Source organism: Vitiosangium sp. GDMCC 1.1324, from assembly GCF_003044305.1.
GTDB lineage: Bacteria > Myxococcota > Myxococcia > Myxococcales > Myxococcaceae > Archangium.
Genome location: NZ_PZOX01000014.1, coordinates 80,586 through 96,273, shown reverse-complemented (window position 1 = coordinate 96,273; position 15,688 = coordinate 80,586). Strand labels below are relative to the sequence as shown.

Genomic DNA, 15,688 nt, shown 5'->3' with positions numbered 1-15,688 from the left:
CGCTGCGGAGGGAGATTCGTACTACCGCCCTGGCCAGGGCCACACCGGGGGCTCCAGCGGAGCTTCTGATCCGGGTGCTCGCGGCTCGGGAGCTAGTCGAGGAATCGGCGCCACCAGAGGCGCCACTCCTCTTCGTCGGCGGCTTTACCCTGGTCTCGGAGATGGTCCCAAGGGAATGGCTCCTGCCAGGGCTCCAACACCCTCGCGAGTTCGCGGTAGGCGGGGAGAGTTTCGCCCTGGGCCAGGTCTCCCGCTTCGGGCTCTGACCCCAGGGTCACGAGAACGCGCCCGTCGCCCAACTCCCGCACGTCCGTGGAGGGGGACTGGAGCTGGGCGCGAAGTCCCGCAGCTCCACCCAACTCGGCAAGTACGGGCTGGCCGAGGAAGTTCATCCAGTGGACGCCATCCACCTTGATGCCCATCTCGTCGCGAATGCCGGCATCGCGAATATCGAATCCAGGATGACGGAAGATCAGTGGGCGCAGCGCATCCAGCCGACTGAGTCTGGGATATGCGACGTCAAGAGCAAGTCCCGCATGTCCGGAGGCGAATGGAAGACGAGAGGCCAAGTCGAGAACAAGCTCACGCACGAAGCCCGCTCCTCGTTCCTCGAGGTACTCCGTGGGCAGGGTCGCGCGGAAGACACTCGCTCTGCTAGCTGGTGCCTCTCTCCAAGGAATCCGAGCGTGATATTCGAAGGAGAAGCCGCTGTCTTGCTGGCCGTAGATGCCAAAGTAGGGATCTGCACCGTCCTTCAGGGGATAGAAGGCCTCGTCGCGTGTGTATTCATCAGCGTATCGGCGCTCTCGCGGGTTCAGGGTGGCCCGTATGAGCTCCCAGCCTTTGTCATCGAGCTTGCCCGGTTCCCAGTAGCAGCAAGTGTATTGCGAGAGAGCGACCGGGTAGGCGTTGACAGCGTGGAGGTAGCTGTCAAGAGCGTGGGAGATCTCGGTGGCGATGTCGTAGTTGTCGTGGGGCACGAAGAAGACAATACGCACGACGTCACGAGCAATGAGGCGGTCCCAGTTATTCGCACCTTCGCCTGTCTCGGGAGTCCACGACGTATATCGGATGGGTCCTGGGATTCGGACTCGCGGGCGGATGGAAATCATGGGCTTCTCTACTGGCGAACGATGGCTTGCTGCGGGGTAACCAGGGCGGGAGGGCACTCACCACCAAGGCGTCCGTAGGACTCTATCTGCGCTACGACCTCGGGAGTCCACGGATTGGTACCCACGTCGTAACCGCATGGAAACTTGAGGTCGTAGATGCACTGAAGGTGAGCAGCACCTCCTTGGTGATGTCATCCTTTCGAAGGCGCGGCTCGATTGAGAAGTTGTTGGGGAACTTCTCTGAGAGCCGACGCTGGATACACTCGAAGGCGGCGGCGTGCTTCAGCTTTCCGAGATGTCTCCGCCAGGTGGGCGCGAGCTTATCCTTGACGGTTGGCTCCTTGCCGCACTCGGAATCAGGCAGTGCGCGCCCCTTTCCGAAGAGTTCCTCGTCCACCTTTGTGTTGGCCTCCCTCACGCACAAGACGAGGATGTCCTCGACCACCTTCTTCTGATCCACGTCGAGAAACCGACTGACCGTGAGGAAGCCCTGGATGGCCTCGGTGGCTTGACGGATTTTCTCGACCACCTGACCAGCCCGGGACACTGCCGGCGCGAGGATTTCGCCAGTGCTTGCATTGACTGGGGCGCCGCATGCCGCGCCACAAGACTGGTTGAACTGGGACCGTGAGCTGGTGTGCGGAGCGCTCCATGTGGCTCGAGGTTGGACGCTCGCTGGGTGGTCTATGGGCAGCGAGCCGTGCGGCGCATATGGGGTCGTGGAGCAGGAAAGGCAGAGAAGCGCGACAGCCGAGGCGGCGAGGAGAGTGCGCGAAAGCGCCCACGACCAGGTCCAGGACGAGTCAGGTTGAAGAGAGGTCACTGTGTACTCTCTATACCGTCAATTGCGCCTCGCGCCCGGTGCCTCAGCGCGGTGTCTGCTCCAGAATGGCGCGCAGTCGCCTGGCCAGCGAGTCCACGTCCGGTGGTTGCAAGGGGCTGAAGTGGCTGCCCGGTAGCTGGACCACGTCGATCTGCTCGCGCGGTACGTGGTGTCCCCAGCCGAGCGTCTCGTCATCCGCGCGCGTGCCCTCGGCGCGGAAGAGCAGCAGCCTCGCGCGCAGCGAGGCGGGCACGTTCCACTCACGCACCTGCGGTACCAGGATCTCCCCGAGGATTCGCCACAGCCGCGCCAGCTCCCGTCCGTCGAAGTGGTTGGCCGCGGTCCCCTTCGCCTTCGCTCGGGCCGCCACGCGCTCCCACTTCGCGTCCAGTTGCAGCGGCGCCAGCTCTCGCTCCAGCTCCTCGTCCAGCACGCCGAACTCCTCGGCGACCTGCAGCGCGGGATCCGCTCGCGTGGGTTCGATCTCCTTGAAGACCTGCAGGGTGATCGTGTCGAGCATGGCCATCAGCTCCACCTTCTCCCCCAGCGCCTCGAGCGCCGCCGCCACGCCGATCGCCAGATAGCCACCGTACGAGTAGCCCACGAGCCGGTACGGCCCCCGTGGTTGCACGGCCTGGATGTCCTTCACGTACGTCGAGAGGCGCTCGTCGAAGTTGGCGAAGGTTCGCTGGGACAGGGTCTCGGGTGCCTGGATGCCGAAGCTCCGGTAATGCGGCTCCAGTCGGGGCGCGAGGTGGCGGTAGTGGTGCAGCTCTCCGTCGCCCGGGTGCAGGAAGAAGATGGGCGGGGCGTCGGCCGGTGTGTCCTGACCCGACAGGCGCACCACGCTCGATTGTGAGGGCCCGGCCTCCATCAGCTCGCGCAGTGCATCCGCCGTGTCCTTCAGCACCGGTGCCTGGAAGAGCGTCGCCAGTGGCACCGGCAGGCCGAACTCCTCCTCCATCCGTCCCAGCAGCCGCATCGCCAGGATGGAGTCGCCTCCGCTCAGGAAGAAGTCATCCTCCGCGCCCAGGCCAGGTTGGTTCAGCACCTCGCTCCACAAGCGCTGCAGCCGCATCTCCAGTGTCGAGCGGAAGGGCGTCTCCAGCTTCGCCTCGGTCTGTTCGGGCACGGGGGCCGCAGCCGCGGCGGCGAGCGCCTCGGGGTCCGGCAGTGCGTGCCGGTCCACCTTGCCGTTGTTGTTGACCGGCAGCTTCTCCAGGACGACGAAGGCCGCAGGCACCATGTACGAGGGCAATTGCTCCGCCACATGCGTGCGCAGGGCGTCCGCCTTTACCGGGGCCGGTGCCTGGACGTAGGCGCAGAGCTGCTGCATGCCCGTGGAGGACGTGCGCGCGAGCACCACCGCTTCCTCCACCTGCGGGTAGCGCCGCAGGCAGGTCTCGATCTCCGACAGCTCGATGCGGAAGCCGCGGATCTTCACCTGGTGGTCCGCCCGCCCGAGGAAGCGCAGGCGCCCGTCGGGCAGCAGCCGCGCCAGATCGCCCGTGTGGTACATGCGCGCGCCGGGCTCGCGGGAGAATGGATCCGGCAGGAAGCGCTCGGCCGTCAGGTGCGGGGCCTCGAGGTATCCACGCGAGAGTGCCGCTCCGCCGATGTACACCCGGCCCGGCAGCCCTGGCGGCACTGGCTCGAAGTGTTCGTCGAGCAGGTAGAAGCGCACGCGGGTGATGGGCCGTCCGATGGGGAACGTGGGCGCCGTGCCCACGCCTTCCGCTCCGGGGATGTCACACGTGGCCGAGGTGATGGTGCACTCGGTGGGGCCGTAGACGTTGACCCAGGGCGCGTGCGTGCCGCCCACGCCCTGCCACGCCTCGAAGGTCTCGCGCTTGAGCACGTCGCCGCCGGGCGCCAGCAGCCGCAGCCGCTCGGGCACGCGCTGGCCCTGCGCTTCCATCTGCCGCACCCACTCCTCGATGTACGTGGGCGGCAGGCTGATGATCGTGATGTCCTCCTGCTCCAGGTAGGGCGTCATGGCGTGCGCGGGCAGCAGTCCGCTGCGCATCACCACGGTGGCTCCCACCGCTAGCGGCGGGTACAGGTCCTCGGCGGCCGCATCGAAGCTGAGCGGCGCGAACTGCAACATGCGATCGCCCGGGCGCAGGCCGAAGCGCTCGGCGATGGCCAGGTTGTGGTTCACCACCGAGCGGTGCTCCACCATCACGCCCTTGGGCTCGCCCGTGGAGCCCGAGGTGAAGACGATGTACGCGAGCTGCGAGTCGGACACCGTCCTCGGTCCGGGGCCGAGGTCCTCCGCCACGTGCTCGGGCCGGGGGGGCACCTCCGTCATGGGTGCCAGGTCGTAGTGAGTCTCCATCGCCTCCGCGTCCAGCCACAGGCGCCGGACTCCGGCGCGTGCCAGCACGGCGCGCTTGCGCTGCTCCGGCCAGCCTGGATCCAACGGGACATACGCGCCACCGGCCTTGAGGATGCCCAGCAGCACCGCCATGCCCTGCGCGGATGGCTCCATCATCACGCCCACCCGCTCCTCGGGCCGCAGTCCTTGCGAGAGGAGCTGCACGGCCAGGAGGTTGGCTCGGGCGTTGAGCTCGGCGTAGCTCCACGTGGTGGTGCCATGGGCGACGGCGGGCGCCTCGGGTGTGCGCCGCACCTGGGCCTCGAAGAGCGTGTGGACACACGCCCCGGGAGGCACGGCCCTCGGCCCACCGTCGAGCTCCGCCAGCACCCGGGCGCGCTGCTCCGCCGACAGCAGCGGCACTCGAGACAGCGGCAGGTCCGGGGCTCGCACGGCTTCGGCGGCGAGCTGCTGGAAGGCATCCGCCATGCGGCCCATCGTCGTGGCCGTGAAGAGGGCGCTGTCGGTGGCGACGACGCCCCCCAGCCCTCCCCCGGCCCGCTCGACGAGGCTGAGCACCACGTCATAGGCGGGCAGCACGCCGTCGGCCTCGAGCGCCGTGGCCTCGAGCCCCTCGAAGCCGGGTGGATCGAAGGGCTCGAAGAGCAGGAGCGCCTGGGCCAGCGCGGGCGCGGTGCGATCGGCGTCGGGCTGGACGGCGTCCGCGATGCGCTTGAAGGGGAGCTCCTGGTGGGCGGTGGCGTGCGTCACCACCGCGTGGGCACGCTTGAGGAGTGTACGGAAGGATGGATCGCTCGAGACGTCCGTGCACAGCGGCAGCACGTTGGTGAAGTAGCCCACCAGCCGCTCCGTCTCGGGCAGGGTGCGCCCCGAGAAGGGGGAGCCCACCACCACGTGGGGCTGGTTGCTCAGCCGGAGCAGCCACGCCTGCATGAGGGCGAGCACGGCCGTGAAGGTGGACACGCCCTCGCGCCGGGCCAGCGCCTTGAGCGCCGCCGCGTCCCCGGTGCCCAGGGAGATGGGCACCTGCCTCATGTTGGCGTTGAGTGCCGGAGCCCGGCGCGGGAAGTCGAGCGGCAGATCCAACACCGTGGGCGCATCCGCCAGCGCCTGCTTCCAGGACTGGAGGCTCTCGTCGAGCTGGCGTGCGTGCTCGGGGCGCCGCTGCCAGAGCGCGAAGTCGGCGTACTGCACCGGGGCGAGTGGCAGCAGGACGGGTTGGTCCGCGAGTGCCGCCCGGTAGGCCATCGCCACCTCGTTCATGAGCGCCTGCATGCCCATGCCGTCGATGACGAGGTGGCTGACCGCCGCGATGAGCACGTGCCGGGTGCCCGCCGTGTCCAGGCGGAGCAGCTCGAAGCGGTACAGGGGTCCGAGGCGCGCGTCGAAGGGCCGCGCGTCGTGACGGGTCACCGCGGCGCGTGCCTCCTCCATCGCCCGTTCAGGCGAGAGGTGCGACAGGTCCGTGCGCGCGAGCCCCACTCCCGCCGGAGCGCCCACCTGCACGAGGAGCGTCTCTTCCTCCTGGAAGAAGGTGGAGCGCAGTGTCTCGTTGCGCTCCACCACCGCCGCGAGTGCCCGCTCCAGCTTCGCCACGTCGAGCGCGCCGTCGAGGACGAGCGCCTGCACGAGCGAGTAGGGCGGCGCCTCGGGCAGTTGCAGCGCGTACCAGAGGCGCTCCTGCACCAGCGACGCGGGAACGCGCGAGGGGCGAGGTCCGGCCGGAGGCCACTCCTCCCTCCGTCGAGGCGCGTTGCCAATCCGAGCCGCGAGGCCCGCCACCGTGGGCGCGGAGAAGACGGCGTTCACCGGCAGCTCGACGTCGAAGGACTGGCGGACGCGGGCCATCAGGCGCGTGGCGGTCAGCGAGTGGCCACCGAGCTGGAAGAAGTCATCCTCGCGTCGCACATCCTCCAGCCCCAGCACCTGTTGGAAGAGCCCGGCGAGCCGCTCCTCCACCGGTCCACGGGGAGCCTCGCCCTCGGGGGCCCGCGCCGACTCCTCCACCGGCAGCGCCGCCAGGGCCTTGCGATCCACCTTGCCATTGGGGCTCAGGGGGAGAGCCTCGAGCAGTACGATTCGCGCGGGCACCATGTAGCCCGGCAGGAGCCCCGCGAGAGACTCCTTTACAGAGGCCTCGCTGGTGCCCGAGTCCGCCGGTACCACGAAGGCCACCAGGTACTTGTCCCCCGGCCGACGCTCGCGAGCCAGCACCACCGTCGAGCGCACCGTGGGCAACTGGAGCAGAGCGGATTCAATCTCCGCCAGCTCGATGCGCATGCCGCGCACCTTCACCTGGAAGTCGGTGCGGGAGAGGAACTCGAGCCGTCCGTCCGGCAGGCGCCGTCCCAGGTCACCGGTGCGGTAGAGGCGGGCACCGGGCCGCTGGCTGAAGGGATGCGGGAGGAAGCGCTCGGCCGTCAGCTCCGGGCGGTGGCGGTAGCCGCGGCCCACGCCCACGCCGCCGATGTAGAGCTCGCCCACGACGCCCGTGGGCACGGGCTGGAGGGACTCGTCGAGGACGTAGACCTCCATGTTGGCCTTGGGCATGCCGATGGGGGTGCTGGCGCGCGAGGGCGGCGCGTCCATGACATGCACGGTGGCGGTGTCCGAGCACTCGGCCGGGCCGTAGGTGTTGGCGAGAGGCACCTGGGGATAGCGAGCGAACCACGCACGGCAAACGGCGGGCGGCAGGGCCTCGCCAATGGTGACCATCCTGCGAAGGCGAGCGAAGGAGGGCAGGGAATGGGACTCGCCGTCCTCCAGCAGGGCCTGGAGCACGGAGGGAACGAGCTGGACGGTGGTGGCGCCGGACGCCTCCAGTGCCGAGGCCAGCCGAAGCGGCTCGCGCACTACGTCGTCGTCGAGCAGCCAGGTGGTGCCGCCGAGGGCGAAGGCCCCGAGCATCTGCCAGACGGAGATGTCGAAGCTGAGCGCGGCCGTCTGGGTGATGACCTCGTTGGAGCCCAGGCCCAGGGAGCGCTGCATGCCGAGGATGTGATTGAGCATGCCGCGCTGGTCGATCATCACCCCCTTGGGAACGCCGGTGGAGCCCGAGGTGAAGAGGACGTAGGCGAGGGAGTCGGGAGTGGAGCGGGAGGGCAGGGGCTCGGGGCCGTGGGCGTCCAGGTGCTCCAGGGAGAGGAGGCGCGGACGCAGCTCCGGGGGCAGCAGCGCGAGCGCCTGGGTGAGCAGGGAGCCCGCGTCACCGAGCGCCAGGGCGAAAGGAGGGCGGCTCTCGGAGAGCACCTGGGCGATGCGAGCGGGAGGCAGGCGCGACTCGAGCGGCAGGAACGCACCGCCGGCCTTGTGGACGGAGAGGACGGCGCGCACGGTGGCCTCGGTGCGAGGGCCGACCAGGACCACCAGTGACTCGGGGCCGACGCCCTGGGCGACGAGCGCACGTGCCGCGCGGTTGGTGTGGGCCTCCAGCTCCGCGTATGTCCACCGGCCTCCCTCGAAGGCCAGCGCCACCTGCTCGGGAGCGCGCCGCGCGTGGGCGGAGAGGAGGGAGACGACGGTGTCCTGCTCGGGCACGGGCTGGAGCGAGTCGTTGCAGGCGCGCAGGACGAAGTGACGCTCGTCCTCGGAGAGCAGGGAGAGGGAGTCGACGCGCGCATGGGGCGAGCGCAGCGCGTACGTCAGGAGCTGGAGGTAGTGGCCGAGCATCCGCCGCACCGTGCCGGGCTCGAACAGGTCCGCGCTGTAGCGGATGCCGAGCTCATGGGTGCCGCCGCGCTCGAAGACGCTGAGGGAGAGATCGAAGGGGCTGCCAGAGGAGACCTTCAGGACGGACTGTCCCTCGAGTCCGGGGAAGACATCGGCCAGCGTGTTCTCACCGCTGACGAAGTCGAACATCACCTGGAAGAGGGGCGAGTGGCTGGCGCTGCGCTCGATGCTGAGCGAGCGCACGATGCGCTCGAAGGGTACGTCCTGGTGGGCGAGCGCCTCCAGGAGGGTGGTGCGTACGTGGCCCAGCAGCGAGGCGAAGGAGGCCGAGGGCTCGACGCGGGTGCGCAGCACCAGGGTGGAGACGAGCAGTCCGACGACGTCCTCGAGGGCCGGATGGGTACGGCCACCGGAAGGTGCGCCCACGCACAGCTCTCCCTGTCCCGAGTAGCGGTGCAGCAGCGCGGCGAAAGCGGCGTAGAGCACCATGAAGGGCGTCACCTGGTGCTGCTGGCACAGCGCCTGGAGGGCCTGCGTCTGCTCGGGAGACAGCGTGTGGAGGCCAGTGAAGCCGCCCTGCTGCGAGGGCGCCGCGGGGCGTGGCTTGTCGGTGGGGAGCTGCAGCAGCCCGGGCGCGCCGGAGAGCTGGCGCTTCCAGTACTCGAGCTGTGACGCCTCGCGTGCGAGCACGGCGTCGGTGCGCTGCCAGGCGGCCACATCGGTGTAGGCCAGCCGCACCGGGGGCAGCGCGGGAGGCTGGCCCTGGCGCAGGAACGCGTAGGCCTGACCCAGCTCGCGCAGGAGGATGTCGAGCGACAGGCCGTCCACCAGCACGTGGTGGAAGACCACCAGCAGCACGTGGTGCTCGGGGCCGAGCCTCCACAGCCAGAAGCGGTAGAGGGGGCCTCGCTCCAGGTCGAAGGGGCGCTCCACCTCCTCGCGCAGCCGCTGGGTGAGCCGCTCGCGGGCCTCGGGCACGCCGGCCAGGGACTCATGGCTCAGGGCCCGGGCGGGCACCGGTTGCACGGCGGCCACGGGGTTGCCATCGAGCGTGGGCAGCACCTCACGCAGCACGGAGTGGCGCGCCAGCAGCCAGCGCAGTGCCTCCTCCAGCGCACCCGTGTCCAGCGAGCCCTTCAGCTCCACGGCCTCGGGCGTGTGGTACGCGCTGGAGCGCGGCTGGAGCTGCTGCTCGAACCACAGGCTCTCCTGCGCGGTGGACAGCACCGGCGGCGTACCGGCCGGTAGGGGCGTGGGAGCGGGCAGTCCGGACGCGCCGCCCTGGAACCGCGACACCTCGAGCGCCAGCCGCGCCACCGTGGGGTGGGCGAAGAGGGCACTCAGCGGCAGCTCGACGTCGAAGGACTGGCGGACGCGGGCCATCAGGCGCGTGGCGGTCAGGGAGTGGCCACCGAGCTGGAAGAAGTCATCCTCGCGCCGCACATCCTCCAGCCCCAGCACCTGCCGGAAGAGCCCGGCGAGCCGCTCCTCCACTGGCCCACGGGGAGCCTCGCCCTCGGGGGCCCGCGCCGACTCCTCCACCGGCAGTGCCGCCAGGGCCTTGCGATCCACCTTGCCATTGGGGCTCAGGGGGAGAGCCTCGAGAAGCACGATTCGCGCGGGCACCATGTAGCCCGGCAGGAGCCCCGCGAGAGACTCCTTCACCGAGGCCTCGCTGGTGCCCGAGTCCGCCGGTACCACGAAGGCCACCAGGTACTTGTCCCCCGGCCGACGCTCGCGAGCCAGCACCACTGTCGAGCGCACCGGGGGCAACTGGAGCAGAGCGGATTCAATCTCCGCCAGCTCGATGCGCATGCCGCGCACCTTCACCTGGAAGTCGGTGCGGGAGAGGAACTCGAGCCGCCCGTCCGGCAGGCGCCGTCCCAGGTCACCGGTGCGGTAGAGGCGGGCACCGGGCCGCTGGCTGAAGGGATGCGGGAGGAAACGCTCGGCCGTCAGCTCCGGGCGGTGGCGGTAGCCGCGGCCCACGCCCACGCCGCCGATGTAGAGCTCGCCCACGACGCCCGTGGGCACGGGTTGGAGGGCCTCGTCGAGGACGTAGACCTCCATGTTGGCCTTGGGCATGCCGATGGGGGTGCTGGCGCGCGAGGGCGGCGCGTCCATGACGTGCACGGTGGCGGTGTCCGAGCACTCGGCCGGGCCGTAGGTGTTGGCGAGAGGCACCTGGGGATAGCGCGAGAACCACGCACGGCAAACGGCGGGCGGCAGGGCCTCGCCAATGGTGACCATCCTGCGAAGGCGAGCGAAGGAGGGCAGGGAGTGAGGCTCGCCGTCCTCCAGCAGGGCCTGGAGCACGGAGGGAACGAGCTGGACGGTGGTGGCGCCGGACGCCTCCAGTGCCGAGGCCAGCCGAAGCGGCTCGCGCACCACGTCGTCGTCGAGCAGCCAGGTGGTGCCGCCGAGGGCGAAGGCCCCGAGCATCTGCCAGACGGAGATGTCGAAGCTGAGCGCGGCCGTCTGGGTGATGACCTCGTTGGAGCCCAGGCCCAGGGAGCGCTGCATGCCGAGGATGTGGTTGAGCATGCCGCGTTGGTCGATCATCACCCCCTTGGGAACGCCGGTGGAGCCCGAGGTGAAGAGGACGTAGGCGAGGGAGTCGGGAGTGGAGCGAGCGGGCAGGGGCTCGGGGCCGTGGGCGTCCAGGTGCTCCAGGGAGAGGAGGCGTGGACGCAGCTCCGGGGGCAGCAGCTCGAGCGCCTGGGTGAGCAGGGAGCCCGCGTCACCGAGCGCCAGGGCGAAAGGAGGGCGGCTCTCGGAGAGCACCTGGGCGATGCGAGCGGGAGGCAGGCGCGACTCGAGAGGGAGGAACGCACCGCCGGCCTTGTGGACGGAGAGGACGGCGCGCACGGTGGCTTCGGTACGAGGGCCCACCAGGGCCACCAGTGACTCGGGACCGACGCCCTGGGCCACCAGGGCACGTGCCGCGCGGTTCGTGTGGGCCTCCAGCTCCGCGTATGTCCACCGGCCTCCCTCGAAGGCCAGCGCCACCTGCTCGGGAGCGCGCCGCGCGTGGGCGGAGAGGAGGGAGACGACAGTGTCCTGCTCGGGCACGGGCTGGAGCGAGTCGTTGCAGGCGCGCAGGACGAAGTGACGCTCGTCCCCGGAGAGCAGGGAGAGGGAGTCGACGCGCGCATGGGGCGAGCGCAGCGCGTGCGTCAGGAGCTGGAGGTAGTGCTCCAGCAGCCGGCGCATGGAAGCGGCCTCGAACAGCTCGGTGCTGTACTCCAGCTCCAGCTCCAGGCCGGAGTCACTCTCGTGGACGGCGAGGGCGAGCTCCGCCTTGGTGGCGGAGGCCGGCAGCGGCACGGGGCGGGAGGCGAGGCCGTGGAAGGCACTGCTCAAGGCGTGGTGGGTGCGGTGCCACGCGAAGGCCACCTGGAAGAGCGGCGAGTGCGAGGGACCGCGCTCCACGCCGAGGTGCGAGACGAGCCTGTCGAAGGAGACGTCCTGGTGGGTGAAGGCCTCCAGGGCGGTGGCGCGCACCTGGGATAGGAGCGAGGCGAAGGAGGCGGAGGGCTCGACGCGGGTGCGGAGCACCACGGTGTTGACGAAGAGGCCGACCACGTTCTCGGTGGCCGGGTGGGTGCGGCCGGAGACGGGCGTGCCGACGCAGAAGTCCTCCTGGCCCGAGTGGCGGTACAGCAGGGCGGAGAATGCGGCGCACAGGGCCATGAAGGGCGTGAGCTGGTGCTGGCGGCACAGCGCGCCCAGGGCCTGGACGAGCTCCGGAGTCAGGCGCAGACGAGGGGTGGCGCTTCCCTTGTCGGAGAGGACGGCGGGACGGGGCCTGTCGGTGGGCAGTTGCAGCAGCCCGGGGACTCCGTCGAGCTGCTTGCGCCAGTACCCGAGCTGGGCGTCTTCCCGGGCGCGGACCGCATCGGTGCGCTGCCAGGCGGCCACGTCGGCGTAGTCCAGACGCACGGGAGCCAACGCGGGCTGCTGGCCCTGGCTCAGGGGGGCGTAGGCCTCGCCGAGCTCGCCCACGACGAGGTCCAGGGCGATGCCGTCCACGAGCAGGTGGTGGACGGCCAGCAGCAGCACATGGCGCTCGGAGCCGAGCCGCCACAGCCAGAAGCGATGGAGAGGGCCCTCCTCCAGGTCATAGGGCCTGTCTGCCTCCTGACGAAGCCGCGCCGCCAACCGGGCCTGGGTCTCGCTCTCGGAAAGACCCTCCAGTGACTCCACCCGCAGTACGTGCTCGGGCACGGGACGCACGTGCGCCACGGGCTGTCCGTCTCGTACGGAGATCGTGGTGCGCAGCACGGGGTGGCGCGTGAGCAGGAGCCGCAGCGCCTCGTCGAGCGCCCTGGCGTCCAGTGCGCCCTCCAGCTCCACGGCCTCGGACATGTGGTAGGCGCTCGAGTCCGGCCGCAGCTGATGCAGCAGCCACATGCGCTCCTGCGCGGCGGACAGCACCGGAGACGCACCCGCCGGACGCGGCGTGGGCGCGGGCACCTCGGCTTGGGCACTGCCCCTCAGTCCGGTGATGGCCTGTGCCAGTCCCGCCACGTGGGGCGTGGCGAAGATGGCGCTCAGCGGCAGCTCCACACCGAAAGCCTGGCGCGCGCGAGCCAGCAGCCGCGTGGCGCTCAGCGAGTGGCCGCCGAGGTGGAAGAAGTTCTCCTCGCGCCACACCTTCTCCCGCCCGAGCACCTGGCAGAAGAGCTGGGCCAGCAGCTCCTCCACGGGGCCGCGCGGGGGCTCGCCCTCGGAGGACTCGACCGAGGCCTCCTCCACGGAGAGCGCCGCCAGCGCCTTGCGATCCACCTTGCCGCTGGTGGTGAAGGGCACGGCCTGCAACGCGACGAAGCGCGAGGGCACCATCGCCTCGGGCAGCGTGAGACGCAGGGCCTCGCGCAGCCGCTTGCCGTTGGCGGGGGCCGCGCTGTCCGGGACGAAGAAGGCATCCAGCCGCGTGTCTCGGCCACTGCCGCGCACCACCACCGCGGCCTGCCTCACACCGGGCTGCCGTAGCAGGGTGGCCTCAATCTCCTCCAGCTCGACGCGTACGCCGCGGACCTTCACCTGGAAGTCCGTGCGCCCCAGGAAGCCCAGGGAGCCATCCGCGTTCCACCGGACCCGGTCTCCCGTGCGGTAGAGCCGCTCACCGGGGACGCCGGAGAAGGCATCGGGCACGAAGCGGTCGGCCGTGAGCTCGGGGCGGCTCCGGTAGCCGCGCCCCAGGCACGTGCCGCCGATGTAGAGCTCGCCGGGCACACCGGGGGGCACGGGCTCACCGCGCTCGTCCAGGACGTACAACCGGCACCGGTCCAGAGGCCGTCCCAGCCGCACGGGCCGCTCCGGCACCGAGCGCTCCGCGGCGACGTTGATGCTCGTCTCCGTGGGGCCATAGGTGTTGACGAGCCGCGTGCGCGTGAGCGCGAGCTGCCGCACCAGGGGATCCGGCAGCACCTCGCCGCCGGTGACGAGCACCTTCAGTGAGCGGAAGGCCTCCAGGGCCCCGGGCTCCTCGAGAGCCGTGGCGAGCGAGGAGGGCATGATGACGACGTGGGTGATGCCGTGGCGGAGGATGTCGCGCCCCAGCCCGAGCGGGCCCACGTCGCGCAGGAAGGTGCAGGCGCCGCGGGTGATGCTGAAGAGCAGCTCCTCCAGGTGGATGTCGAACGACAGGCTGCCGGAGGAGGCCCAGCGGTCTCCGGGCCGCGTCTCGTAGTACGGGTCGAAGGCCGCGAAGCAATGGACGACGTTGCGATGTGTCAGCTCGACGCCCTTGGGCTCGCCGGTGGAGCCGGAGGTGTAGAGCAGATAGGCGAGGTGCTCGGCGCGGGCCGGCCGGTGGGGCACTGTGGGCGCGGCCTGGGCGCGCACGTCCGGGGATACCAGGGGCACGTCGAGCGGCTCACCCGCGAACAGCGCGGGCCGGGAGACGACGAGCCGGGCGCCGGCCTTGCGCACGAGCGCCGCGCGGCGGGCCACCGGGTGGGAGGACTCCAGCGGGAGACATCCGGCACCGCTCATGAAGATGGCCAGCAGCGACACCACCGCGTCGAGCGAGCGCTCCAGGCACAGGCCCACCACGGCCTCGGGGCCCGCGCCGGCCGCGACCAGATGGGAGGACAGGCGTGAGGCCTGCTCGGCGAGCGCGCGGAAGGTGAGCGTGCCCTCGGGGGCCACCACCGCCGGAGCATCCGGAGTGCGAGCCGCCTGGGCCTCGAAGAGGGAGACGATCGTCGCCTCGGCGTCGAAGGGGCGGGCGGTGTCGTTGAAGGCGACCAGCACCTGCTCGCGCTCTGCGGGAGAGAGGAGGGGCAGCTCGTCCACGGGCGTCTGGGGCACCGTCACCGCGTGCTCGAGCATCCGCACGTAGTGGCCCAGCATCCGCTGCACCGTCCCGGCCTCGAAGAGCTCGGTGCTGTACTGGAATGAGAGTGAGAAACCGGACGCGCCCTCGACCACGGTGAGGGAGAGGTCGAAGTGGCTGGTGCCGGTGTCCACGTGCACCGCGCGAGCGCCAGGGCCACCCAGCGCATCGGTGAGCGAGCGCTCCTCCTGGTACAGGTCGAACATCACCTGGAAGAGCGGCGTCCAGCTCAGGCTGCGCTCCACCTGGAGCGCTTCCACCACGCGCTCGAAGGGGGCCTCCTGGTGCGCATAGGCGCCCAGGGTCGTCTCTCGCACCTGGGACAGCAGGGACGCGAAGGGAGCGCCGGGCGACACGTGGCTGCGCAGCACCACGGTGTTGACGAAGAGGCCGACCACGCCTTCCATCGACAGGTGCGTGCGGCCGGCGACGGGCGTGCCGACGCATAGCTCCGCCTGCTGCGAGTAGCGGTGCAGCAGCGCGGCGAAGGCCGCGTAGAACACCATGAAGGGCGTCACCTGACGCTCGCGGCACAGGGCGCGCACCGCTCCGGTCAACGTGGCTGGCAGCGGGAGCGGCTCGGTCTGCGCACCGGTGTCCGAGCGCACGGCGGGACGGGGATTGTCGGTGGGCAGCTCCAGCAGCGAGGGAGCCTCGGCGAGCTGGCGCTTCCAGTACTCGAGGTGCTCGGTCTCACGCGAGGCGGCGGCCGGAGTGCGCTGCCAGGAGGCGAAGTCGGCGTACTCCAGGGGCAGGGGCGCGAGCTGGGGGGCCTGCTGCTGGCCGAGCGCGGTGTACAGGGCGCCCAGCTCGCGCATGAGCACGTTGGCGCTCCAGCCGTCGATCACCAGATGGTGCACCCCATAGAGGAAGACGTGGCGCTGGGGCGAGAGCCGGAAGAGGTGGAACCGGTAGAGCGGCCCCTGTTCCAGGTCGAAGGGGCGCGTGGCCTCCTCGCGCAGGCGGCGTGCCAGCAGTCCCTCTCGCTCGGCCTCGGCGGCGGAGGACAGGTCCTCGGTGGCGAGAACCCGGGCGGGGGGCTCCCGGAAGGAGAGCAGGGGACGGCCCTCGGTGGAGGGGAACACGGAGCGCAGCGCCGCGTGGCGCGAGAGGAGCTGGCGCAGTGCCGCCTCCAGCACGCCCGCGTCGACCGAGCCGCCCAGCTCCACGGCCCGAGGCACGTTGTAGGCCGCCGAGCCCGGTGCGAGCTGGTGCAGGAACCACATCCGCTCCTGCGCGAAGGAGGGCACCGCGGCCTCCTGGGCGGGACGGCGTGTAGGCCCCTCGTGGGAGACGGGAACGTTGGGGCGCGCGGCCGGTGGGGCTCCGCGCTCGAGCAGTTGCTTGAGCAGCGCGCGCTTCTCGCCAGGGGAGAGGGTGTCGAGGTCGTTTCGCGAGGCCAT

3 protein-coding genes are annotated in these 15,688 nt (G+C 70.6%); all 3 read right to left on the bottom strand.

Annotation, left to right across the window (positions count from 1 at the left end; translation table 11 throughout):
* Window positions 1-92: 92 nt before the first annotated feature.
* Window positions 93-1,112, bottom strand: a complete 1,020-nt coding sequence (locus DAT35_RS34170) for a type VI immunity family protein (RefSeq protein WP_108073103.1) — start codon at window positions 1,110-1,112, stop codon at window positions 93-95.
* A gap of 91 nt (window positions 1,113-1,203) precedes the next feature.
* Window positions 1,204-1,641, bottom strand: coding sequence for a hypothetical protein (locus tag DAT35_RS34165; RefSeq protein ID WP_108073101.1), 438 nt, complete (start codon window positions 1,639-1,641; stop codon window positions 1,204-1,206).
* A gap of 337 nt (window positions 1,642-1,978) precedes the next feature.
* Entirely contained in the window at window positions 1,979-15,688 is a 13,710-nt protein-coding gene (locus DAT35_RS34160) for a non-ribosomal peptide synthetase (protein ID WP_108073099.1), read from the bottom strand.